This window comes from Serratia sp. ASV30 (assembly GCF_016428815.1).
Classification (GTDB): Bacteria; Pseudomonadota; Gammaproteobacteria; order Enterobacterales; family Enterobacteriaceae; genus Chania; species Chania fonticola_C.
Genome location: NZ_JAELTL010000013.1, coordinates 18,482 through 38,740, shown reverse-complemented (window position 1 = coordinate 38,740; position 20,259 = coordinate 18,482). Strand labels below are relative to the sequence as shown.

Sequence of the window (20,259 nt, the reverse complement as noted above, 5' to 3'; positions counted from 1 at the left end):
TACCTGATGACGATGCCGATCGGCTCCCTCTCCCTGTAGGAGAGGGTTGGGGTGAGGGGTCAATTATCATGATCGTGATAGTGTTTTTCGTGATGATGTTTGTTCTTATGATGTTGTTTTTTATAATTTTTGTAATAGTATTTATCGGCCTTGCGGTAGCGGCCATCATGATAGTAATAATTTTTCTGCCAGTAATCGCGGTCACGCCAGCGATAGCCATCCCAATAGTAGCCCCGGCGGCTGCGCTCCCCTAAATCACGCCCCTGATGGCCATGCCACCAATCGCGATCGCGCCAGTCGTAACCGTCCCAGTAATTGCCCCGTTTGTCCTGGTCACCAATCTGCAGTGAGACCCCCGGCAGCAAATCAATATTGACGCTGCTAGCATGGGCGATGGGTATGAAAAGCGCCACCAGAATGGCAGCGGTAAACAGAGGTTTGAACATTTAGGCTCCCTTGGCCGGGTACCGATAATGAAGCACGTTCATCGGTATAGGTTTTGGCCATGCAAAACGGTTGTTATCCCTCGTTCTTTAACGCTATGCGTAAAATCCATGAGGTATTTATCCGAGGGATGCTATCGCCGTGGAGCGGCTGCGCCTTTGGGGAAATTCTGAAAGCCATGGGGAACACCAGGGATTGGGAGTTATCTGAGGAGGAAGGTGAAAAAACCGCCGATAATCCACCGGCGGTTTGTAAGCGATTACATCAGGATCTGCTCAATCTTGGCGATTTCTTCTGCGCTGAACTTACGGTTGGCCAACATACCGACCGCATCTTCAATCTGGCTGACTTTGCTAGCACCGATCAAAACGGAAGTGACCCGATCGTTGCGCAATACCCAGGCCAGCGCCATCTGCGAAAGCTTTTGGCCACGCTGTTCTGCCAGCGCGTTCAGTTGGCGAACCTTTTGCAGTTTCGCTTCGGTAATCTGCTCGGGAGTGAGCGATCGGCTGCCGCTCGCTGCGCGTGAATCAGGCGGAATGCCTTGCAGATAGCGATCGGTCAGCATGCCTCCGGCCAATGGTGAGAAGGCGATAGACCCCACGCCATGCTCTTCCAGCGTATCCAGCAACTCGGGTTCGACCCAGCGTTCAAACATCGAGTACTTCGGCTGGTGGATCACGCAAGGAGTACCAAGCTGTTGCAGTATGGCAAATGCCTGCCGCGCCCGTTCGGCCGGGTAATTCGATAACCCGACATACAGCGCTTTCCCTTGGCGGACTATCAAATCCAGCGCCGCCATGGTTTCTTCCAGCGGCGTATCTGGGTCAGGGCGGTGATGGTAGAAGATATCCACATAGTCGAGCCGCATGCGTTGCAGGCTCTGGTTCAGGCTGGCGACCAGGTATTTCTTCGATCCCCAGTCACCGTAGGGGCCAGGCCACATGGTGTAGCCCGCCTTGGAAGAGATAATCAGCTCATCGCGATAAGGCTGGAGATCCTGATGCAAAATGCGGCCGAAATTCTCCTCGGCAGAACCCGGCGGTGGCCCGTAGTTATTGGCCAGATCGAAGTGGGTAATGCCAAGATCGAAGGCACGATGTACCAGACTGCGCGCATTGTCATACAGCGAGCTATCACCAAAGTTGTGCCACATACCGAGCGAAACGGCTGGCAGTTGCAGCCCGCTGCGGCCACAGCGGCGATATTCCATATTCTGGTAGCGGGCAGGCTCAGCTTGATAAACCATAAAATCCTCATCGACGGCGGGAAATGATATTCAGTGTATGCGCTTACATCTGGGTTGTCAGAGTGCCAGATCACGCTAATTGTCCGCCATTTATTCAAATTGCTTATGGATGATCTCTACTGCATACCGTTAGTGCGTAGATGTAAAGTGAGGTTTCCAGTGCCTCTTGCCGATAAAGTTCGAAAATTCGGCAGCATCTTTAATACTTAATACTAACCATTCTCCCGTTACCTAGGTGATGATCATGAGCAAGAGCTATACGGTGGCAGATTACCTTCTCGATCGGTTAGCCCAGATTGGCATTCGCCACTTTTTCGGCGTACCGGGAGATTACAACCTGCAGTTTCTCGATCACGTTATTGATCATCAGCAGATAACCTGGGTCGGCTGCGCCAACGAGCTAAACGCCGCCTATGCTGCCGATGGTTATGCCCGCTGCAAGCCTGCCGCGGCACTGCTGACCACCTTTGGCGTGGGTGAATTAAGTGCGATAAACGGCATTGCCGGTAGCTATGCCGAATACCTGCCGGTGATCCACATTGTTGGCGCCCCGGCTTTGCGAGCCCAGCGTGCCGGGGATTTGTTGCACCATTCGTTGGGGGATGGGGATTTTGGTCATTTTGCCCGCATGGCGAAAGAGGTCACCATCGCCCAGGCCAGCCTGACGGCCAGCAATGCGGAAGCGGAAATCGATCGCCTGTTGACCACCGCACTTTACGAGCGCCGCCCGGTGTACCTGCTGTTGCCAAGTGACGTTGCTGAAGCTCCGTTGGCTTCGCGCCCGGCACCTTTAGTGTTACGCCAGCCCAATCTGTCCGACGTTTCCCTACAGGCATTTATCGCCGCCGCACGGGAAAAACTGCAGGCAGCGCAGAAGGTTTCCCTGCTGGCGGATTTCCTGGCCGAACGCTTTGGTGCCGAACCGGTGCTGGAACAATGGATGAATGAGGTCAATATTCCTCATTCCACATTACTGTTAGGCAAAAGCGTGTTGGATGAAACCCATGCCTGCTTCACCGGAACCTATGCCGCAGCCGCGAGCGATCCGCAAGTCAGGCAGCAGATTGAGGGGGCCGATGTGGTGATTAACGTCGGGGTGCGTTTCACCGACGCCATCACCGCCGGTTTTAGTCATAACCTGCCCGTGGATAAATGCATAGATATTCAGCCGTTCGAGGCAAGGGTTGGGCAGCAGGTATTCAGCCAGGTCCCGATGCGGGACGCGGTGAAGGCTTTACACCAACTGACGTTATCGTTGGCCAGCAAATGGACGTTGCCGTCGATCAAACGGCCAGCGCTGCCAGGTCCCAGTGCCAGCGGTCTGGATCAACATGGTTTCTGGCAGCAGATCCAAGACTTCTTGCTGCCGGGAGATATCCTGATTGCGGAGCAGGGTACCGCCTGTTTTGGCGCTGCGTCGCTGACGCTGCCGCAGGGGTGCCGGTTTATCGTACAGTCCTTATGGGGATCGATCGGCTATACCTTACCGGCGGCGTTTGGCGCGCAGACTGCCGAGCCTCAGCGTCGAGTGATATTGCTGATTGGTGATGGAGCCGCTCAGCTTACCGTGCAGGAGTTGGGGAGTATGTTGCGCGATGGGCAAAAGCCGGTGATCTTGCTGCTGAATAATGACGGTTACACTATCGAGCGAGCCATCCATGGGCCGGAACAGCGCTATAACGATATTGCGCAATGGAACTGGACGCGGCTACCGCAGGCTTTATCGCTCGATCATAAGATGAAGTGCCTGCGGGTCACCGAGCCTGAGCAACTGCGTGCGGCGCTTGGAGAGGTCGGTGGTTGCGAGCAACTGGCGTTTATCGAGGTGGTGCTGCCGAAAATGGATTTTCCCGAACTGCTAGATAGCGTTTCACGGGCCATTCAATCGCGTAATGCGGCGGCCTGATCGGTGGCATTTTCCAGCAGGCGATCCAATAACCACAGCCCCGCTGGCCCCGGCGGGGTAAGCTTGGACCATACGGCGTCGACTGAGATGGTTTGCGGCCAGCCACGCATTTTCAGCTCTGTCAGACGTTGCTGCCCGTACTGTTTGACCAGCCAGTGCGGCAATATCGCCCAACCTGCCCCTTGTTCTGCCATCTCCAACAGCATCAGATAGCTGGGCGCCGACCAGGTTCGCCCGCGCGGTTTAGTCGCGTTGTTGCTGGTATAGGTGTTCAGGTAAAGTTGGCGGCTGCTGGCAAGGTGGGCCTGCGTCAGGGCCGGGAGACGGGTCAGCGGATGGTCATGAGCAACAAACAGCCCCATTTCAGTCTGTTCTGGCAGCCTGGAGACGGCGATCTCGGGGGGATAGGTGGGTTGAACCGCCAGCATCCCCAAGTGAGCGCGGCCAGTCTGTAGCAGATCCAGCACATCCTCCCCTTCGGCGATCATACATTCCAGCTCGATATCCTGATAACGCCGCTCGAAATGTTTCAGTAGGTTATCGTGATGGTTGGGTTGATAGGTATCGGAAAAAACGATGGTCAGCCGTGGTTCGATATTGTCCCCCAAGCGGATGCTCAGCGCATCGAGCCGTTCGCTGGCCGCGAGAATTTCCTGCACGTGGCCCAGCACCTTGCGGCCGGCCTCCGTCAATACTGGTTGGCGGGCTTGGCGATCGAACAGCGTCAGTCCGAGATCTGCCTCCAGATTGGCAATGGCGGTGCTGATGGTGGATTGGCTTTTGCGCAACCTGCGTGCGGCGGCAGAAAACGAGCCTAACGCGGCGGCCTCAACAAAGGCCAGGAGGGCTTCTGGGGAATAGCGCATGATGTATCTACTTTATCGATGGAACCTATTTTTAATCTACGCAAAAAAGCGATGATAATCACCTGACTTTTTCAATAATGATCACAAAGCAGGTGAAGTATGCAGTTGCAAAACAAGTCGTTGACTGAACGTATCGTTCACGCAGTGGGATTCGAAGCTATCGCTGTAATGATCTGTGCCCCTGTGGGGTCATGGTTGCTTAACCGCTCTATGGCACAGGTCGGGACGCTGGCGATCATGTTATCTACCGTCGCCATGCTGTGGAATATCGTCTATAACTCGATCTTTGATCGGCTGTGGCCGGTGAGCCGAGTGGTCAGAACGCTCAAAGTGCGTATTGGCCATGCCTTTGGCTTTGAAGCCGGGTTTGTGCTGATTGGTCTGCCGATAGCCGCCTTTATGCTCAATATTTCGTTGTGGCAGGCCTTTGTGTTGGAGATTGGTTTCTTCCTGTTCTTCCTGCCCTATACCATGGCGTATAACTGGCTCTACGATACCCTGCGCCAGCGTTGGTTCGAGCCGCGTCAGGCTCGGGTTAGCAGTTCGCGCAGCAAATAATTGCTTCGTCAGTCGGGTCGTTCTCGGGTAATGTCTGGTTGATAGTGAGTCAAAACCAAGGAGAACCGAATGAAAGTGTTGGGATTATTGGGTGGGATGAGTTGGGAATCCACCATCCCCTATTACCGAATGATCAACGAGCAGGTGAAACAGCGGCTTGGTGGCCTGCATTCAGCCAAAATCGTGCTCTACAGCGTGGATTTTCATGAGGTGGAACGCTTGCAACACCAAGGTGATTGGGAAGGCGCTGGCCGTTTGCTGGCAGGGGCCGCCGCTTCGCTGCGTGCTGCCGGTGCCGAAGCTATCGTGATCTGTACCAACACTATGCATAAGGTGGCGGATGTGGTGGAACAGGCCAGCGGTCTGCCACTGATCCATATTGCCGATGCCACGGCATTGCAGGTACGGCAGCAAAATATTCGCCGTATCGGCTTACTCGGTACGCGCTTTACCATGGAGCAGGATTTTTACCGTGGGCGTTTGCAGGATAAATTTGCTATCGAAGTGGTCACACCGGATGCTGCCGATCGCGATATCGTACACCGCATCATTTATGAAGAGCTGTGCCTGGGCAAGATCGTTGATACCTCACGCGATGAATATCGCCGGATTATTGCCAAGCTGGAACAGCAGGGCGCCGAGGGGATTATCTTTGGCTGCACCGAGATCGGCCTGTTGGTTAGCGCACAAGATGCCGCTGTGCCAGTATTCGACACCACGGCAATTCATGCGCATGCCGCTGCCGAGTATGCTCTGGCCTAGTCTTCATGCGGAGGCTGGTATTTTACTACCAGCATTAAAGGTTTGCCCGCCAGCACTAACCAGGCGGGCAACATCACAATACACAATATCGGTAACAGGTGCAGCTCTGGCACCACCGCCACGGCCATAAACAGGCTCAGCCAGCCGTCGCGAGTCACTACCAGCACCAACCCCATAATGGCACAGGAAACGGTGATCGCTGCCGGAACCGCCGGAACATGTTGATGCAACATCAACCCCAGTGCGACACCGATAAATACCGCCGGGAAAATACGCCCGCCACGGAAGCCACTTGCGGCAGCTACCACCAGGGCGGCCAGCTTGGTCAGGGTGATCACCAACAATTGGCTGGTGGTGAAACTGCCGTCGACCACCAACAGTTTCATCTCATCCAACCCTTTGAACAGGGTGACATCTCCGCCAATCACCCCAAGGATCCCCAGCAACAGACCGCCTAGTCCGAGCATCAATACCGGATTTTTCAGCGAATGGAACATGTGGTGCATACGTGGGAAGCACCAGATCGCCACCATCCCCAGAGCAATAGCGATCAGCGCGACCACTGAGCCGCTGAAGATATCGCGTAGCCGGGTCACATCGTAAGCATCAAGCTGTAGGGCAAAGTTCGGGGTAAAGAACATCTGGGTAGTGACGGCCCCGGCGGCAGCGGCCATCAGCGGGGCAAACAGCCGATCCCACAGTGGGACTTCGCTATTCCCCCCCAGCGTTTGCGAGAAAATCAGGGCGGCGGCAACCGGTGTACCAAACATCGCGCCAATCGTGCCCGCGGCGGCGAGGATGATCCAGTCCATCTTGGGCACTTTGGGTAATAGCCTGGCCCCGAGTGCGACCACCAGGGCAATATTGATGGCGGTGATCGGGTTTTCCGGCCCCAAACTGACGCCGCCTGCCAGGCCGATCATCAAAGCTAACGCCAACCCCGGCACGGCGGATAGCGGCAAAGGCATGCCTATCAGTGATTCGGTAGCCGGATCTGGCCCGGCATGGCCCGGTACGAAACGTATGATCAACCCAACGGCTATACCGGTCAGCGTGAGAATACCGATGGTCCACCAGGGGGAATGGCTATCGATATTGAGCAGCTCCGGGAGGCGAGCCCACAGCAAATTCTGTAGCACACTGGCACTCTCCATCAGCAAGATGAGGATCAGGCTGGAGACAGAACCGATAACGATCGCGGGCAGGGCGAAGGCCAACATAGCATTGGCACGCGGATGCAGCATGCGGGATCCCTTGTTGTTACGTCCCTGATTTGCAGGGAAAACAGAGAGTAAAGCCAGCAGAATCGCCAGGCCCCAGAGAAATGTTTTGCATAGTATATAGCTCCAACGGAGCGATTTCGCTAATGGTAGCCGCACGCCATCGCATTCATCTCACGTTTTTTGCGCCAATCTGTAACCGCCGGTATAAATCGGTGAAAACGGTGCTGGCTGAAACGATTTTTGTGATCGAGATCGCTATTGCGCAGCGGGCCGCAGAATGCCGATTGTTGTTTGGGCGGCGTGATTTTACAGTGTACCCAATTTCGTATTATTCATTTTAGGGAGAAACACCGATGACCTATGCCCTCGTAGGTGATGTTGGCGGCACCAATGCCCGCCTGGCGCTGTGCACTGTCGAGACGGGCGAGATCGCCCAGGCGAAAACCTATTCTGGTCTGGAGTTCGATAGCCTGGAAGCGGTGATCCGCCAATACCTGGCCGAGCTGCAACTGGAGGTTCAGGATGCCTGTATTGCCATCGCCTGCCCGGTAACGGAGGATTGGGTCGCCATGACCAATCACACCTGGGCCTTCTCCATCAAAGCGATGAAAGAAAGCCTGGGCTTAAAGCACCTGGAAGTGATTAACGATTTTACCGCGGTTTCGATGGCTATCCCGATGCTGTCCGAAGATGACGTGTTGCAGTTTGGCGGTGGCAAAGCGCAAAAGGATAAACCGATTGCCGTTTACGGTGCGGGTACTGGCCTAGGGGTAGCGCATCTGGTGCATGTTAACCGCCGCTGGGTGAGCCTGCCGGGTGAGGGCGGCCACGTGGATTTTGCACCGAACAGCGAAGAAGAGGACATCATCCTCGAGGTACTGCGTGGCGAAGTAGGGCACGTCTCTGCGGAGCGTGTGCTGTCTGGCCCTGGGCTGGTGAATCTGTACCGTGCCATCGTTAAGGCAGACAAGCGGCTACCCGAGAAGCTGGAGCCAAAAGACATCACAGAGCGTGCGCTGGCGGACAGCTGTACCGATTGTCGCCGTGCCCTGTCACTGTTCTGCGTGATTATGGGGCGGTTTGGCGGCAACCTGGCGTTGAACCTGGGGACGTTTGGCGGGGTGTATATTGCCGGGGGCATCGTGCCGCGCTTTATGGAGTTCTTCAAGGCCTCCGGGTTCCGCGCCGCCTTTGAAGACAAGGGCCGCTTTAAAGACTATGTACGTGAAATTCCAGTTTTTATGATCACCCATTCCCAACCGGGGCTGCTGGGAGCCGGTGCCCATCTTCGCCAGACATTGGGGATACACCTGTAATCAGCCAATAAAAAAGGGGCGCTACCAGTTTGGCTGCGCCCCTTTTTTTTGCCGACCAAAGACTATGGGGTGATTAGCCGTTGGCCTTAGCCAATACCGGCTCTGCGTGAGACTCTTCTTCCTGCTCAACCGCTTTCGGCGCTTTGATAAACAGGGTGATCAGCAGTGAAATCACCGACAGCACACCCATCACCATAAAGGTCGCGTGGAAGCCGCCGAAGTGGTTGGCAACAAACGACCCTGCCAGCGCGCCCAGACCAAAGCCCTGATAAATGATGCCGTAGTTTTTGCTGTGGTTTTTCAGACCGAAGAAGTCACCGACAATCGCCGGGAAGACGGTAATGTTGCCACCGAAGCAGAAAGCAACCGCACCGACGCAGATAAAGAACAACGTATGGCTCAGCGTCACGAAGCTCAGTGCGGCAATCGCCAGAATAGTGACCAGCATGGTGAAGCTGATGACGCGCATACGGCCTACTTTATCGGACAGGGTGCCCAGAATGATGCGGCCTGCGGTATTGAAGATTGCCACGGCGGAAACGGTGTTGGCGGCGGTGGCCAAATCCATCCCAGCCAGCTGTACGCCCATGTCTTTAACGATACCGATCAGATACAGGCCACTCATGCAGGCCGCGAAGAAAATCACGAACAGCATGTAGGCCTCTTTGCTGGCCAGCATCTGGCGCACGGTGTAATCGTTGCCCAGCGTGCCGTGGTTAGCCTGTTGGTTAACCTGCACCGGTTCTTTGAGCAGCATGGAGCCCAGCACAATCAGCGCCATCACGATCACGCCCCAGTAGAAGAAGGCGGCAGAGACGCCGGCACCGCTAATCAAGGCGGCGTTAACGTATTTGAACAACAGGCTGCCGCTGCCGAACGCCCCGACGGAGATGCCGGAAATCAGCCCTTTGTTGTCTGGGAACCATTTGATCAGGTTAGACAGCGTAGAGATGTAAGCGATACCCACCGCAAAACCGACCACCACGCCCGCTAACAGATAAATCATATCCAGCGATTGCACGTGGGCGCTGGCAATCAATCCCAGGCCGACCAGCACGCCGGAGACCAGCGTCAGATTACGAATACCGAAACGCTCTTGCAGTTTACCGGCGAACAGTGTGGCAAAGGCCAGGAAGAAGCTGGTGATCGAGAAGGTGGTAGCGACATCGCCAAGGCCCCAGTGGAACTTGTCTACCAACGGCTGGTTGAACAGACTCCAGGTATAGATAGTGCCGAGGCCCATCTGGCAGATGATGGTGCCGAGAACGATTAAGCTGCGATTTGCCGGTTTGCTGTTCATGGCCGGTCTCCTTCCTGTAATGGCGTTGCCTATTGGCAAAATTAGCAAGGCCACCAGAGCCCTGCGGTATGGGCTTATTATAAAGGGGGCGATCGTTGCTAATGGCGGATCGGGAATGAACTGCCGCTGCCGAGGAATGAAATGCCGTTATCGCTGCATGAGTTGCCGAATAAGGGCCAAAATGCCGTTGGAATGCGGCCTGCCGGGCGTGATCTATATCAAAGATATGTCAAAAAGATGGCTAAACCGACGCGGCAAACTGTGTGGTAATTGTGAAGGATATGTCTGAAAGACGTAATTGGGCTTTCGTCCTATAGAGAACGTACTGGTGCGGAACTACTGTGATGGGGAAATGGACAGGTTCTGTTCTCTGGGAGTTACCCAATGAAAAAAATGCTGTTGTTATTGGCTGCGTTGCTGCCGCTGTCACTGCCTGCGGTGAGCCATGCGGATGTTTCTGTCGGGATCAATGTGCCCGGTATGTCGGTGCATATTGGCGATCGTGATGACCGTGGCCATTACTGGGATGGTTATCGCTGGCGTGAACCACGCTGGTGGTACCAGCATCGCCCACGCGAATATTATGGCCCACGTGAATACTATGGGCCGCCGCCACGGGTGATCTACTACGGGCCGCCACCGCGTGAATGGCGTGATGGGCCACGTTATCACCGGATGCCGCCTCCGCCACCACCGGGTTACTATCGTGGAGGTCCACGCTGGTAATTACAGGCGCATCAGTTGGCGGAACGCCTTGACCTTGCTGCGGCTGACCGGAACTTCAAAATCCAGATCGCTCAGCCGCAGAATATAGGTGTTGTTGAACCATGGAACGATTTCCCGGATCTTGGACAGATTGACGCAATACGACCGGTGGCAGCGGAAGAAAAACTCTTCCGGCAGCCGTTGGTAAAACTCGGTGATATTCATCGGCATCACAAACTCTTCGCGCCGGGTATACACCCGCGTGACTTTCTCATCGGCGGCGGCGTAGTAGATGTCGTTGATATCCGTGACGATGATGCGCTCGTCTTTGATCAGGTTGATGCTGTGGCTGGTGCGATTTGCTGGTGCGCTAGGCTCCGGCGTCTGCGCCGGTCGGCTATGCAATGCTTCCAGCTTTTGCAGCATGGTGATGATACGTGCTTCATGATACGGCTTGAGGATGTAGTCGAACGCCTCGATCTCAAACGCCTCCACCGCATGTTCTTTATAGGCGGTGATAAACACGATCGACGGACGATGCGCAAACTTGCTGATGTTCTGCGCCAGTAATACGCCGTCTAACGACGGAATATTGATATCGAGGAAAATGGCATCGACCTGATGGGTTTGCAGGTATTTCAGCACGTCAAGGCCGTCTTCAAAGGTGGCTTCGATAATGATATTACTATGTTTATTAATTAGATAAGTCAGCTCTTGCTGGGCGAGAAACTCATCTTCCACAATGATGGCTTTCATAACTGTTCCCCGGCAGGTTGTGGGCTGTTTTCGCTCTGCAGTTTATTGCCATTTTTGGTGACATAGAAGGCGATTTCCGTTCCCGGCTCCAGCCGTCGGATGCGCAATCCTTCGCCGTAGAGCAATGAAACCCGGTGATGTACGTTGAGCAGGCCGATATTGTGGCCAGGCATTTCATTGCGCGCTACGCGTTCGATTACCATCGGATCGATGCCGTTGCCAGTATCCTTCACCGAAATCCTGACACGATCGCCCCGATCTTTCACCGCGATCACCACCACGCCTTTCCCTTTACAGGGTTGAATACCGTGCACGATGGCATTTTCCACCAGCGGCTGGATCAGTAGACTGGGGATGCGCACGGCAATATCGTCGTCGATGTCATAAATCACCGTCAGCTTACTGCCGAAGCGCGCCTGCTCGATGGCGATATAGTCCTGGATCTGATGCAGTTCCTTACGGATATCGATCAGTTCGTCGTTCAGTTCCAGGTTATAGCGCAGGTAACGTGACAGGTTGATGATTAACTGGCGGGCGGTATCCTGATTTAGCCGGATTGACGACGAGATAGCGTTCAGCGCATTAAACAGGAAATGCGGGTTTATTTTGCTTTGTAGCGCGCGCATTTCGGCCTTGTCCGCCATTTGGCGCAGATGCTCGATGCGCGAGACTTCCATCTGGGTGGAGATAATCTGCGACAGACCAACCGCCATCACCTTCAGCGTATTGGTGATCTGATGGGCATGACAGTAGTAAATTTTCAGCGCCCCGGTCACCTCACCCTTTTCCCATAGAGGGATCACCAGTTGGGAATGGATCTGCGGTGCGGTCTGGTTCTCGAGGTTGTTTTTGATGATGATTTTGCCCTGCTGGATGCTTTCCAGCGTGACTCGGCTCAGCCCTGCGCGCCCAAGTGGGTAGTGCTCTGCTCCCACGCCGACGTAGGCCAGCACATGTTGGGTATCGGTGATGGCGACCGCATCGGCATTGATATCGTGGCGGATAATTTCGCAAATGGTAGTCAGCGATTCGCTATTGATATTACGGAAATAGGGCAGCGTTTTACGGGCGATATCCAGCGCCAGCTTGGCCTGCCGTGCCGCAATCACCTCTTTTTCGTCTTCGACGCTTTGCACCAGCAGCACGATCAGGCCGATACACACCGTGCCGAGGATCATCGGCAGGGCAATTTTAGACACGATATCCAGCCCGAGTTCGGTGGGTTTGGCCCAGGCAACGATCAGCAGCATGGTGAGTGATTCGCACAGCATGCCTCCCAAGATCCCGGCACGCCAGCGCTGGCCTTTCTTCACTTTCAGGTTGATATAACCGGCACCGATCCCGGCAATAATGCTGGTGATCAGGCAGGGAACCGAGGTGATACCGTCGATATCGATCAGATAGCGGTGCAATCCGGCGATAATGCCGGTAATGATGCCGACCCAGGGGCCAAACAGGATCCCCCCGGCCATAATGGCAATCACGCGTACGTTAACCAGAGAGCCTTCGACGTTGATGCCAGAATAAGTACTGAACAGGGCGAACAGAGAGAAGATGGCCGTGACTGCGGCCAGTTCCAGCGGAGTATGATCTTCCTTTTGCAACAGCTGGCGAAACAGCCGGGTGCGGGTGAGGAAAAACAGGCAGATCAACATCAGGGCGGCACGATCGAAGACCGCTAACAACATTTCAAAAACAGGGTGCACAACGGCGGCTCACTGCGACGAACGGGAGACCACAGTATATCACAGCGTGGCAATGACCGCGGTGGCCGGAGCACACCGCGATCATCAGGGCTATTTGATACCCAATTGCTCCTTGCCTAGCGGCGTCAGCAGGTCAACGGTGGCGCGGCCAATGAAATCCACTTCGAAATCATCCGCAGCAAAATCCACCGGGCTTTTGCCGGACAGGAAGCTTGGCAACTGCCGTTGCAGATAGGCATCGTTCTTCTCGCAACCCGGCGCGGCGGCGATGTACATCACGTTGCTGTCGAACTCGCCGTTATGCTCGTTTTCTACCGAATGGATCACGTCACAGTGCCAGAATACCGTATCTCCCGGCTCCAGATCGGGAATAGGGGATAACCCACCTAATAAAAGGGGATGCCATTGTTCCGAGATAGAGAGCGCCCGGCCTGGTGCGGCTCCGCACAGATCGTCATCCGCCACATCGTCTTGCAGGGCACGCAGCAGGATATAGGCCATGGCGTTGGCGATCGGTACCACGTTCAGCGTTCCGGCGTGGGTGCGTTGCGGTGTCAGCGCCGTCCAGCCCTGGAAGGTGCGGAACATGGAACAAACCGCCGGTGAGGCAATCTCGCGCACTTCGGTGCGGCCATCGGCGGCAAAGGGATCGTATTGCTGCCAGTTGCCGGAGAACACGTGACGATAGACATAGCGGAAATTCTCATCCAGCCAGCGTTCGATGGTGCCGCTATCCACATGCGGGGAAAGGCCCAACGAAGAGGAGTTTGGCGGGCGGCGGCGGGTTCGGTCGGCATAGGTAGCAACACGTGTTGGGTCAAAGTGCTGTTTACCGTTGCTTTCGGTTGCCCACAGGCTGTTGAGGAACACCTGTACCGCATGCATGCGCTGATCTTGACGAGCCTCGACCTGGGGCTTTGACCAATAAATGCCGTAGATCTGTGGCTTACTGGCAGCCAGTTTGCCAAAGTAATTATCTTCGGCGGCATTTTTTAGCCGCTCGATGAAATTATTGCGTTCCAGATAATCGCCGATCTCCTGGTTCCAGGCCTCGGCTTTGCTGCGTGGGAATACGCCCCGAATTGCGCACACGCCGCGCTGTTTAATCAGGGCAATCTGTTGTTCGGTAACGCGTTGCTGCAGAATATCTTCGGCGTCCACCTGCGGCACCGGGTCCTGGCCGTTGGCCAGTTCCTGACGGATTTGCTCCACCTGCTGGCGAATATTGTCTTCCAGTTCCAGGAAGACTTCGCGATAGTTGGGTAAAGCCTGGCGTAACTGCTGCTTGACGCTTTGTATTGCGGCAGGAATATCATCGATGAGTAATGAAGCCATGGTGTTCTCCTTGGCCCGCCGGTGGGCGAGGATGGTGGTGGTAGGGTAGTGTTATAAAGTTGCTGTTTTGTTGTAACCTAGTTAACGATTATCTGGGTTTAATAGGGGAAAATAAAGGGATATCTTTCATTCGTAACTTCCTCTTTTTCGTTTTTCGGAGATTTACCTGATGAAATTGGAAACACCGCGCTTGCTGCTGACATCACTAACGGCTGATGACTGGCCGTTATTCCTACGTCTGTTCCAGGATCCTCAGGTGATCCGTTACATTGCCGATCCGCTGCCGGAACACGAGATCCGTGAACGTTTTGAAGCACGCTTGCCCGCATGGGATAAGCATTGCGATCGCTGGTTGTGTCTGGTGATGAGAGAAAAAAACAGCGGTCACGCGGTGGGAATGACCGGGTTTCGCCCTGAGTGGTCCCCTTGCCAGCAGGCCGAAGTAGGCTTTGGCAGCTTGCCGGAAGGGCAAGGGAAAGGTTATGGCAAAGAATCGCTGCCCGTGATCCTGGACTTTGCCTTCAATGCCTGCGGGTTTCACAAAGTGTATGCCACGGTGACAGAGGGGAATTTAGCCTCACGGGGTCTGTTGGAGAGCTGCGGTTTTCAACTGGAAGGGACGTTGCGTGACAATTTCCGCCTGGCGGACCGGTGGTGTAATGACTGGCGGTTGGGGTTGCTGGCGACGGAGTTTGCGGCTGCCAAACGGTAAAAAAATTGTTATGCGGGGGGCTCGACAGCCTGACAAGGCTGAGTTATGTTCGATGTTCGGCCATTCTGTGGCCAGCGTCGCTCGGATGGTCCGGGCGCTAACGTCTCTTCGAGGTAGCTATGTCTGATAACAACCCGCGCCGTTTCACGCGCATCGAACGCCTGCCCCCTTATGTATTTAATATCACCTCTGAACTGAAGATGGCCGCGCGCCGTCGCGGGGAAGATATTATCGATTTCAGCATGGGTAACCCGGACGGCCCGACGCCGCCGCATATCGTAGAGAAACTCTGCACCGTAGCCCAGCGTGACGATACGCATGGCTATTCAACCTCACGCGGTATTCCGCGCCTACGCCGAGCTATTTCGCACTGGTACCAAGAACGCTATCAGGTCGATATCGATCCTGAGAGCGAAGCCATTGTGACCATCGGCTCGAAAGAGGGGCTGGCGCATCTGATGTTGGCAACGCTCGATCATGGGGATACGGTGCTGGTGCCGAATCCAAGTTACCCGATCCATATTTATGGCGCGGTGATCGCCGGTGCGCAGGTGCGTTCCGTGCCGCTGGTGGACGGCGTGGATTTCTTTGGTGAGCTGGAGCGCGCCATTCGTGAAACCATTCCGCGGCCAAAAATGATGATCCTGGGCTTCCCGTCCAACCCGACGGCGCAGTGTGTAGAACTGGATTTCTTTGAGCGGGTAGTGGCGCTGGCGAAGCAGTATGACGTGCTGGTGATCCACGATCTGGCCTACGCCGATATCGTCTATGACGGCTGGAAAGCGCCTTCGATCATGCAGGTGCCGGGAGCCAAAGACATTGCGGTAGAATTCTTCACCTTGTCGAAAAGCTATAATATGGCCGGCTGGCGGATTGGCTTTATGGTGGGTAACCCTGAGCTGGTTAGCGCATTGGCACGCATTAAAAGCTACCACGACTACGGCACCTTTACGCCGTTGCAGGTGGCCGCTATTGCCGCATTGGAAGGCGATCAGCAGTGTGTGTTGGACATTGCCGAGCAGTATCGCCAGCGCCGTAACGTGCTGGTGAAAGGGCTGCACGAAGCCGGCTGGATGGTAGAGAACCCGAAAGCCTCGATGTATGTGTGGGCCAAAATTCCTGAGCCTTACGCGCATCTGGGGTCGCTGGAGTTCGCCAAGCGTCTGTTGGCGGAGGCTAAAGTGTGCGTATCGCCGGGGATCGGCTTTGGCGATTACGGCGATACCCATGTGCGTTTTGCCTTGATTGAAAACCAGGATCGTATCCGCCAGGCGGTGCGCGGCATCAAGGGGATGTTCCGTGCCGATGGGTTAATCAAGCCAGCTAAAACGGCAACCCCTGCTACCAAATAACCCCTCATCTTGAGGGAGCTGGTGTGTTGCCTGAGACTCGGCAATCGCTGTTGCCCCTCACCCCAACCCTCTCCCACAGGGAGAGGGAGCTGTTAGCCCCAGCTCGTTTGGAAGTAAAGCGATAATCTCAGCAAGCACGATTGTCTCTCATCCAAGGTAAGTCACCACAATTTCAAACACGCTCGATCGGTCCCCTCTCCCTGTGGGAGAGGGTTAGGGTGAGGGGCGTGTTACGTACTCACAATCCTGATTTTTCTTCTATTTAAGGTTCTTTTCAGTTGTTATCCGCTATGCTCAGCTAATACCTTATTTAGTAGGAGTCTCTATGAGCGTTCGTTTTGCCAAATCGCAAATCCTCCTGCACTGGCTGACGCTGGTGATGGTGATCCTGACTTACAGTGCCATATTGCTGAAGGACTCTGTGCCGGATGACAGCGCGGCATTGGTGAAGGATCTGCACTTTAACTTTGGCCTGTCGGTGTTTGTGCTGATGTTTATCCGCCTTGGGCTACGCCACCGGCATCCGACGCCGCCGATCACTCCGGCCTTGCCGGAATTGCAGGCGCTAGGGGCGAAAATTCTCCATTGGGTGCTGTATCTGCTGTTTTTATCGTTGCCGATTTTGGGCTTCTTGACGTTGGCCTATGGTGGCAAACAGTGGATGCTGTTGGGCTGGCAGGTGCCGCAGTGGGTCACGCCCGATGCGGGCATACGCCGCACGCTGAAAATGGTGCACGAAACCTTGGCAAACACGGGATATTTCATCATCGGCATCCATGCCTTGGCCGCAATTTATCATCACTATGTGCGGGGTGACGACACCATGCGCCGGATGATGCCCGGCAAATAGTTCGCGGTGCAGAAACAACAAAGGGGCGCAGAAGCGCCCCTTTATCTTTGTACCTGGTGAGATTGCTGTTAGGCAACCATCAGCATGAAGGTGCCTACCCATGCAACCAGCATGAATGAAACGCCCATCAAAAAGTATTTCACGTAACAACTCCTTGTGGAGTCCTCGCAAACCAACGATCCCGATTGTTGTCTGAGTATTTTGTGGCAAATCAGCGGCGGATGGCGGGTTCTTCAATCAGAAGGAACAACGTCCTGAGCTACGATTTACCGGTCGTTGCGATTCAAGTTCCTTGAGGTTATCCAGGAATCGCAACAGGATCGGCGCTAATGTACTCCCAAAATCCTACCCATTTCAATACTGTGTTTTTGATCACAATTTTGCCGATTTTTTACCCTGCCAGGGGGAGACGCGATTTTCCTCACTATGAGGAGCAATGCATCAGGCCACGGCGCTGACGCTGGCAATCAGGATAGCCCAGAAGATCAGACAAGAAAGCAGGATAGCGGCCCAGACATGACGACGGTTGAGTTCCATTTTTAGCCTTCACTTTGCAATCGGTGGTTGTTTAATAACCCTATCGGCGCAAAACGGTAAAAATTTACTCTCTGGGCAAACTATTTATTCTGATGGCAGGTGGATCGCCACTACCGTGGTATGCACTTCGTAGCCCAGCAGAAACAGGGCTTGCTCAAGGGCCTCGACTTTCGAGGCATAGGCCACATCCAGCAACCGATCGATCTGAGCACCGTTAAGCCCCATCTGGCGAGCCAGCAGCGCTTTTGACGTGTTGCTGCTCAACATATGGTTATGCAGTTCCAGCTTTAATTTTACCAGCACCGGCAAATGCAGGGCGATATCGCCGCTTTGTAATGCGGAGGCCGTAGGCACTGGACGCCCTTCTTCCATTTCAATGGCAATAGCCGTCAGCAGGCTTTCCTGCGCCTCCAGTTCAACGTCCTCACGTTTGTAGCAGGCGGCCTGCTGCTCGGGGAAATCGCGTAGGGTAATTTGCCAGGCATCGCTTTCGCTATCGAAGGCGTATTGGGCGGGATAGTGGCAAGGCATCATATTTCCTGCTTGGGGGGAAGTGAGCCGCATTGTGACCGGTTGGCGACAACAATGCCAGAGATTGGCGTTCTTAAAGCGCGAGGAAAATCACTGCGTAGGCCGTCAAGCTGAGAGCACTGTTGCACCGTATCTTTTTTGAACGGTGACTGATGTTTTATTAGGAACTTATGCCAGAATTATCCTATAAGCCCAATGATGGTCCGGATTAACATGAAATACAGATTTAACGATCGTGTGCTGTTTGATGATGATAGCGGAACGTTGGGTCCAAGCGACTTTTCCGACGAGCCCACTTCTATTTCCAATCCTGCCAAACGCCTTTTGCAATTACTGCTCGCCAATTATGGCAAACCCGTGGAACGGGAGGTGATTTTCAAAAAGGTGTGGGACGACTACGGCATGATCTCCAGCAATAACAACCTTAATCAATGCGTAAGCAAGTTACGCCGGGTGCTTAAGGTGATGGGTATCGATGATGAGGTGATTGTCACCGTGCCGAAAATAGGGTTCATGTTGCGCCGCGAGATCCAGGTTGAAATCAGCCAGGAAGACGATGGACATTTTACTCCGCTAGTTCCTGCACAGACAGTGGGCAATGAGGCCTATTTGCCAGTAGAGAGCGAGTTGGAAGCCGAGACTGACGATTATGTTGCTATCGCTTCAGAGATGGATGATGAGCCCGATCTGCCGACAAGCGTAGAGATTGCCACTCCAGTTAACAAAAAACGTCTTGGTTGGGGGCTGATCGCTGGGGTTGCTGGTTTGGTCTTTGTACTGGGGATCGCTTCTACGATGTACGCCACCAATTCGCTTGCCAGACAGGAGGTATTTCTTGGCAAGGCGGGGAGTTGCAAGGTGTTTATGTCGACATCCACGCAGTCAGGTGTCCCCGGCCCCAGTCTGAATCAGGACATGTTGTCCTATGTGGAGCAACGAAAAGCCGAATGCCGGGCAGATGAATATCTACTGGTGATACGCAGCAACCAGGTTCGCTCTTTTATTTCTGGCGTGAGCCGCCTGTTTTTTGTGCGCTGTACCATCGTACGTGAGCACAAAATAGAGTTTTGCTCAGGGTTAGAGAACGACAGCTTGCCGTTGTTGCAGTGAGGCCAAGTAAAAGAATGGGCCTGATCATCGCAACAGTAGTCTGGTTTTTTGGCGGATGAGCAATAACTCGCCGAATTGTTTAAAATTTGTATAATTTGAACATAAAACAAACAAGTTTTTTGTGCTTAACAATGAGGTCATACAGAGCTTTATGCATTAAATTAGTGATCTAAAACATTAAATTTAGGTTTAAAACCTAAATAATTGCAGGTTAATAGTTAATGATTCTTTTATACCGATTGCGGGTTAAGATTTTTCTCGTCAACGGGTGGTTAGGATTGTTTTTAAGTCACTGACTGATGACGCTCACCACGGAACCTGCGGAGTTATTGCAGAACGGTGGAAACAAACAAGTACGGCAAGATGGTAAATAACGGACCGATGACAGTAAAGATTCTCGGGCGCACCAATCGGCAATGTGCTTGGTTAACTACAGTTATCTTGTAACGGATTAGGATCATTATGAAATTTTACAACACCAAAACTACCCTGCTGGCCGCTGTTATCGGTATGACTTTTGCGGGTTCTGCCCTGGCAGCAGATGGCACCATTACCATCAACGGTACCATTACTGACACTACCTGCGATATTTCGGTTAACAACCAGTCTAAAGACGCCACGGTAACTTTGCCGACTATTTCCATCTCTGCGCTGCCAGCCGTTGGGGCAACAGCAGGGGCAACACCTTTCAGTATCGCACTGACCAACTGTGCGGGGGCTACACTTAATACTGCCAGCACCTTCTTTGAAGCAGGTGCTTATGTTGAACAGAGCACCGGTCGCCTGAACAACTCGGCATCGGGTACGGCGACCAACGTTCAGGTTCAGCTGTTGAACGCCAATCTGGGCAGCATCATGGCGGGTAATGCACATAGCCAAGGCGATTTGGCCGTTGATATCAGCTCCGGTGGCGGCGTAATGAATTATTACGCGCAATACTATGCGAACGGGACGGTCACGCCAGGTACGGTTAATACCCAGGTGGATTACACCATCATCTACCTGTAAGACATCCAGCCGTGGGATGGGGGCAGCCTCATC

General features: G+C 54.1%; 20 protein-coding genes. 10 read left to right on the top strand and 10 right to left on the bottom strand.

Annotated features, from left to right (window positions below):
- Window positions 1–59: 59 nt before the first annotated feature.
- Window positions 60–446, bottom strand: a complete 387-nt coding sequence (locus tag JHD74_RS08200) for a DUF2502 domain-containing protein (protein WP_199062364.1) — start codon at window positions 444–446, stop codon at window positions 60–62.
- Between the two features lie 257 nt (window positions 447–703).
- Entirely contained in the window at window positions 704–1,693 is a 990-nt protein-coding gene (gene mgrA, locus JHD74_RS08195) for an L-glyceraldehyde 3-phosphate reductase (protein ID WP_065683015.1), read from the bottom strand.
- Between the two features lie 244 nt (window positions 1,694–1,937).
- On the opposite strand from mgrA, the gene JHD74_RS08190 reads away from it, so the two are divergent.
- A complete protein-coding gene (locus tag JHD74_RS08190; RefSeq protein ID WP_199062362.1) occupies window positions 1,938–3,599 on the top strand; it encodes an alpha-keto acid decarboxylase family protein in 1,662 nt (553 codons plus the stop codon).
- Here the strand turns inward: JHD74_RS08190 and JHD74_RS08185 are convergent.
- On the bottom strand, window positions 3,575–4,465 hold the full coding sequence (locus JHD74_RS08185) for a LysR family transcriptional regulator (RefSeq protein ID WP_199062360.1): 891 nt from the start codon (window positions 4,463–4,465) through the stop codon (window positions 3,575–3,577). The two genes, JHD74_RS08190 and JHD74_RS08185, sit on opposite strands and share 25 nt — an antisense overlap.
- A 99-nt stretch (window positions 4,466–4,564) precedes the next feature.
- Here JHD74_RS08185 and JHD74_RS08180 point away from each other — a divergent pair, with 99 nt between their 5' ends.
- Window positions 4,565–5,023 (top strand): multidrug/biocide efflux PACE transporter, encoded by a 459-nt coding sequence (locus JHD74_RS08180; protein WP_199062358.1) that lies wholly within the window; start codon window positions 4,565–4,567, stop codon window positions 5,021–5,023.
- Window positions 5,024–5,092: 69 nt separating this feature from the next.
- Window positions 5,093–5,785 (top strand): aspartate/glutamate racemase family protein, encoded by a 693-nt coding sequence (locus tag JHD74_RS08175; RefSeq protein WP_024531245.1) that lies wholly within the window; start codon window positions 5,093–5,095, stop codon window positions 5,783–5,785.
- Here JHD74_RS08175 and JHD74_RS08170 read toward each other — a convergent pair.
- Entirely contained in the window at window positions 5,782–7,029 is a 1,248-nt protein-coding gene (locus JHD74_RS08170; protein ID WP_074030339.1) for an ion channel protein, read from the bottom strand. The genes JHD74_RS08175 and JHD74_RS08170 overlap by 4 nt on opposite strands.
- Before the next feature lie 332 nt (window positions 7,030–7,361).
- Here JHD74_RS08170 and glk point away from each other — a divergent pair, with 332 nt between their 5' ends.
- On the top strand, window positions 7,362–8,324 hold the full coding sequence (glk, locus tag JHD74_RS08165; RefSeq protein ID WP_024531243.1) for a glucokinase: 963 nt from the start codon (window positions 7,362–7,364) through the stop codon (window positions 8,322–8,324).
- A gap of 73 nt (window positions 8,325–8,397) precedes the next feature.
- Here glk and JHD74_RS08160 read toward each other — a convergent pair whose 3' ends face one another.
- A complete protein-coding gene (locus JHD74_RS08160) occupies window positions 8,398–9,624 on the bottom strand; it encodes an OFA family MFS transporter (protein ID WP_024486104.1) in 1,227 nt (408 codons plus the stop codon).
- A 384-nt stretch (window positions 9,625–10,008) separates the two neighbouring features.
- Here JHD74_RS08160 and JHD74_RS08155 point away from each other — a divergent pair, with 384 nt between their 5' ends.
- Window positions 10,009–10,350, top strand: a complete 342-nt coding sequence (locus JHD74_RS08155; RefSeq protein ID WP_024531242.1) for a DUF2502 domain-containing protein — start codon at window positions 10,009–10,011, stop codon at window positions 10,348–10,350.
- Here JHD74_RS08155 and JHD74_RS08150 read toward each other — a convergent pair whose 3' ends face one another.
- The 3 genes from JHD74_RS08150 to JHD74_RS08140 form a co-directional block, all read right to left on the bottom strand.
- Window positions 10,351–11,085 (bottom strand): LytTR family DNA-binding domain-containing protein, encoded by a 735-nt coding sequence (locus JHD74_RS08150; RefSeq protein WP_024531241.1) that lies wholly within the window; start codon window positions 11,083–11,085, stop codon window positions 10,351–10,353.
- On the bottom strand, window positions 11,082–12,773 hold the full coding sequence (locus JHD74_RS08145) for a sensor histidine kinase (RefSeq protein ID WP_024531240.1): 1,692 nt from the start codon (window positions 12,771–12,773) through the stop codon (window positions 11,082–11,084). Before JHD74_RS08145 ends, JHD74_RS08150 begins: the two co-directional genes overlap by 4 nt.
- A gap of 108 nt (window positions 12,774–12,881) precedes the next feature.
- On the bottom strand, window positions 12,882–14,126 hold the full coding sequence (locus JHD74_RS08140) for a DUF1479 domain-containing protein (RefSeq protein WP_199062355.1): 1,245 nt from the start codon (window positions 14,124–14,126) through the stop codon (window positions 12,882–12,884).
- 169 nt (window positions 14,127–14,295) lie between these two features.
- Between JHD74_RS08140 and JHD74_RS08135 the strand changes: the two genes are divergently transcribed.
- The 3 genes from JHD74_RS08135 (at window position 14,296) to JHD74_RS08125 (ending at window position 17,040) form a co-directional block, all read left to right on the top strand.
- A complete protein-coding gene (locus tag JHD74_RS08135) occupies window positions 14,296–14,838 on the top strand; it encodes a GNAT family N-acetyltransferase (protein ID WP_074030347.1) in 543 nt (180 codons plus the stop codon).
- Window positions 14,839–14,957: 119 nt separating this feature from the next.
- Window positions 14,958–16,190 carry an alanine transaminase gene (gene alaC, locus JHD74_RS08130; RefSeq protein ID WP_074030349.1) on the top strand — a complete coding sequence of 411 codons (1,233 nt, stop codon included), beginning with the start codon at window positions 14,958–14,960 and terminating at the stop codon, window positions 16,188–16,190.
- Between the two features lie 325 nt (window positions 16,191–16,515).
- A complete protein-coding gene (locus tag JHD74_RS08125) occupies window positions 16,516–17,040 on the top strand; it encodes a cytochrome b (RefSeq protein ID WP_199062353.1) in 525 nt (174 codons plus the stop codon).
- A 68-nt stretch (window positions 17,041–17,108) separates the two neighbouring features.
- On the opposite strand, the gene ypdK is transcribed toward JHD74_RS08125, so the two are convergent.
- Both ypdK and JHD74_RS08115 read right to left on the bottom strand, forming a co-directional pair.
- The gene (ypdK, locus tag JHD74_RS08120) at window positions 17,109–17,183 is read right to left on the bottom strand and encodes a membrane protein YpdK (RefSeq protein ID WP_099782600.1); all 75 of its coding nucleotides are present in this window, start codon (window positions 17,181–17,183) and stop codon (window positions 17,109–17,111) included.
- Window positions 17,184–17,661: 478 nt separating this feature from the next.
- Window positions 17,662–18,108 (bottom strand): hypothetical protein, encoded by a 447-nt coding sequence (locus tag JHD74_RS08115; RefSeq protein WP_074030351.1) that lies wholly within the window; start codon window positions 18,106–18,108, stop codon window positions 17,662–17,664.
- A gap of 213 nt (window positions 18,109–18,321) precedes the next feature.
- Between JHD74_RS08115 and JHD74_RS08110 the strand changes: the two genes are divergently transcribed.
- Window positions 18,322–19,218, top strand: a complete 897-nt coding sequence (locus JHD74_RS08110; RefSeq protein WP_199062351.1) for a transcriptional regulator — start codon at window positions 18,322–18,324, stop codon at window positions 19,216–19,218.
- 462 nt (window positions 19,219–19,680) lie between these two features.
- Window positions 19,681–20,226, top strand: coding sequence for a fimbrial protein (locus JHD74_RS08105; protein WP_024529237.1), 546 nt, complete (start codon window positions 19,681–19,683; stop codon window positions 20,224–20,226).
- Window positions 20,227–20,259 lie beyond the last annotated feature (33 nt).

Excerpts from the sequence above, each read along its gene's own strand:
- JHD74_RS08200 (WP_199062364.1), bottom strand. The coding sequence starts at position 446 with ATGTTCAAACCTCTGTTTACCGCTGCCATTCTGGTGGCGCTTTTCATA.
- mgrA (WP_065683015.1), bottom strand. The coding sequence starts at position 1,693 with ATGGTTTATCAAGCTGAGCCTGCCCGCTACCAGAATATGGAATATCGC.
- JHD74_RS08190 (WP_199062362.1), top strand. The coding sequence starts at position 1,938 with ATGAGCAAGAGCTATACGGTGGCAGATTACCTTCTCGATCGGTTAGCC.
- JHD74_RS08185 (WP_199062360.1), bottom strand. The coding sequence starts at position 4,465 with ATGCGCTATTCCCCAGAAGCCCTCCTGGCCTTTGTTGAGGCCGCCGCG.
- JHD74_RS08180 (WP_199062358.1), top strand. The coding sequence starts at position 4,565 with ATGCAGTTGCAAAACAAGTCGTTGACTGAACGTATCGTTCACGCAGTG.
- JHD74_RS08175 (WP_024531245.1), top strand. The coding sequence starts at position 5,093 with ATGAAAGTGTTGGGATTATTGGGTGGGATGAGTTGGGAATCCACCATC.
- JHD74_RS08170 (WP_074030339.1), bottom strand. The coding sequence starts at position 7,029 with ATGCTGCATCCGCGTGCCAATGCTATGTTGGCCTTCGCCCTGCCCGCG.
- glk (WP_024531243.1), top strand. The coding sequence starts at position 7,362 with ATGACCTATGCCCTCGTAGGTGATGTTGGCGGCACCAATGCCCGCCTG.
- JHD74_RS08160 (WP_024486104.1), bottom strand. The coding sequence starts at position 9,624 with ATGAACAGCAAACCGGCAAATCGCAGCTTAATCGTTCTCGGCACCATC.
- JHD74_RS08155 (WP_024531242.1), top strand. The coding sequence starts at position 10,009 with ATGAAAAAAATGCTGTTGTTATTGGCTGCGTTGCTGCCGCTGTCACTG.
- JHD74_RS08150 (WP_024531241.1), bottom strand. The coding sequence starts at position 11,085 with ATGAAAGCCATCATTGTGGAAGATGAGTTTCTCGCCCAGCAAGAGCTG.
- JHD74_RS08145 (WP_024531240.1), bottom strand. The coding sequence starts at position 12,773 with ATGTTGTTAGCGGTCTTCGATCGTGCCGCCCTGATGTTGATCTGCCTG.
- JHD74_RS08140 (WP_199062355.1), bottom strand. The coding sequence starts at position 14,126 with ATGGCTTCATTACTCATCGATGATATTCCTGCCGCAATACAAAGCGTC.
- JHD74_RS08135 (WP_074030347.1), top strand. The coding sequence starts at position 14,296 with ATGAAATTGGAAACACCGCGCTTGCTGCTGACATCACTAACGGCTGAT.
- alaC (WP_074030349.1), top strand. The coding sequence starts at position 14,958 with ATGTCTGATAACAACCCGCGCCGTTTCACGCGCATCGAACGCCTGCCC.
- JHD74_RS08125 (WP_199062353.1), top strand. The coding sequence starts at position 16,516 with ATGAGCGTTCGTTTTGCCAAATCGCAAATCCTCCTGCACTGGCTGACG.
- JHD74_RS08115 (WP_074030351.1), bottom strand. The coding sequence starts at position 18,108 with ATGCCTTGCCACTATCCCGCCCAATACGCCTTCGATAGCGAAAGCGAT.
- JHD74_RS08110 (WP_199062351.1), top strand. The coding sequence starts at position 18,322 with ATGAAATACAGATTTAACGATCGTGTGCTGTTTGATGATGATAGCGGA.
- JHD74_RS08105 (WP_024529237.1), top strand. The coding sequence starts at position 19,681 with ATGAAATTTTACAACACCAAAACTACCCTGCTGGCCGCTGTTATCGGT.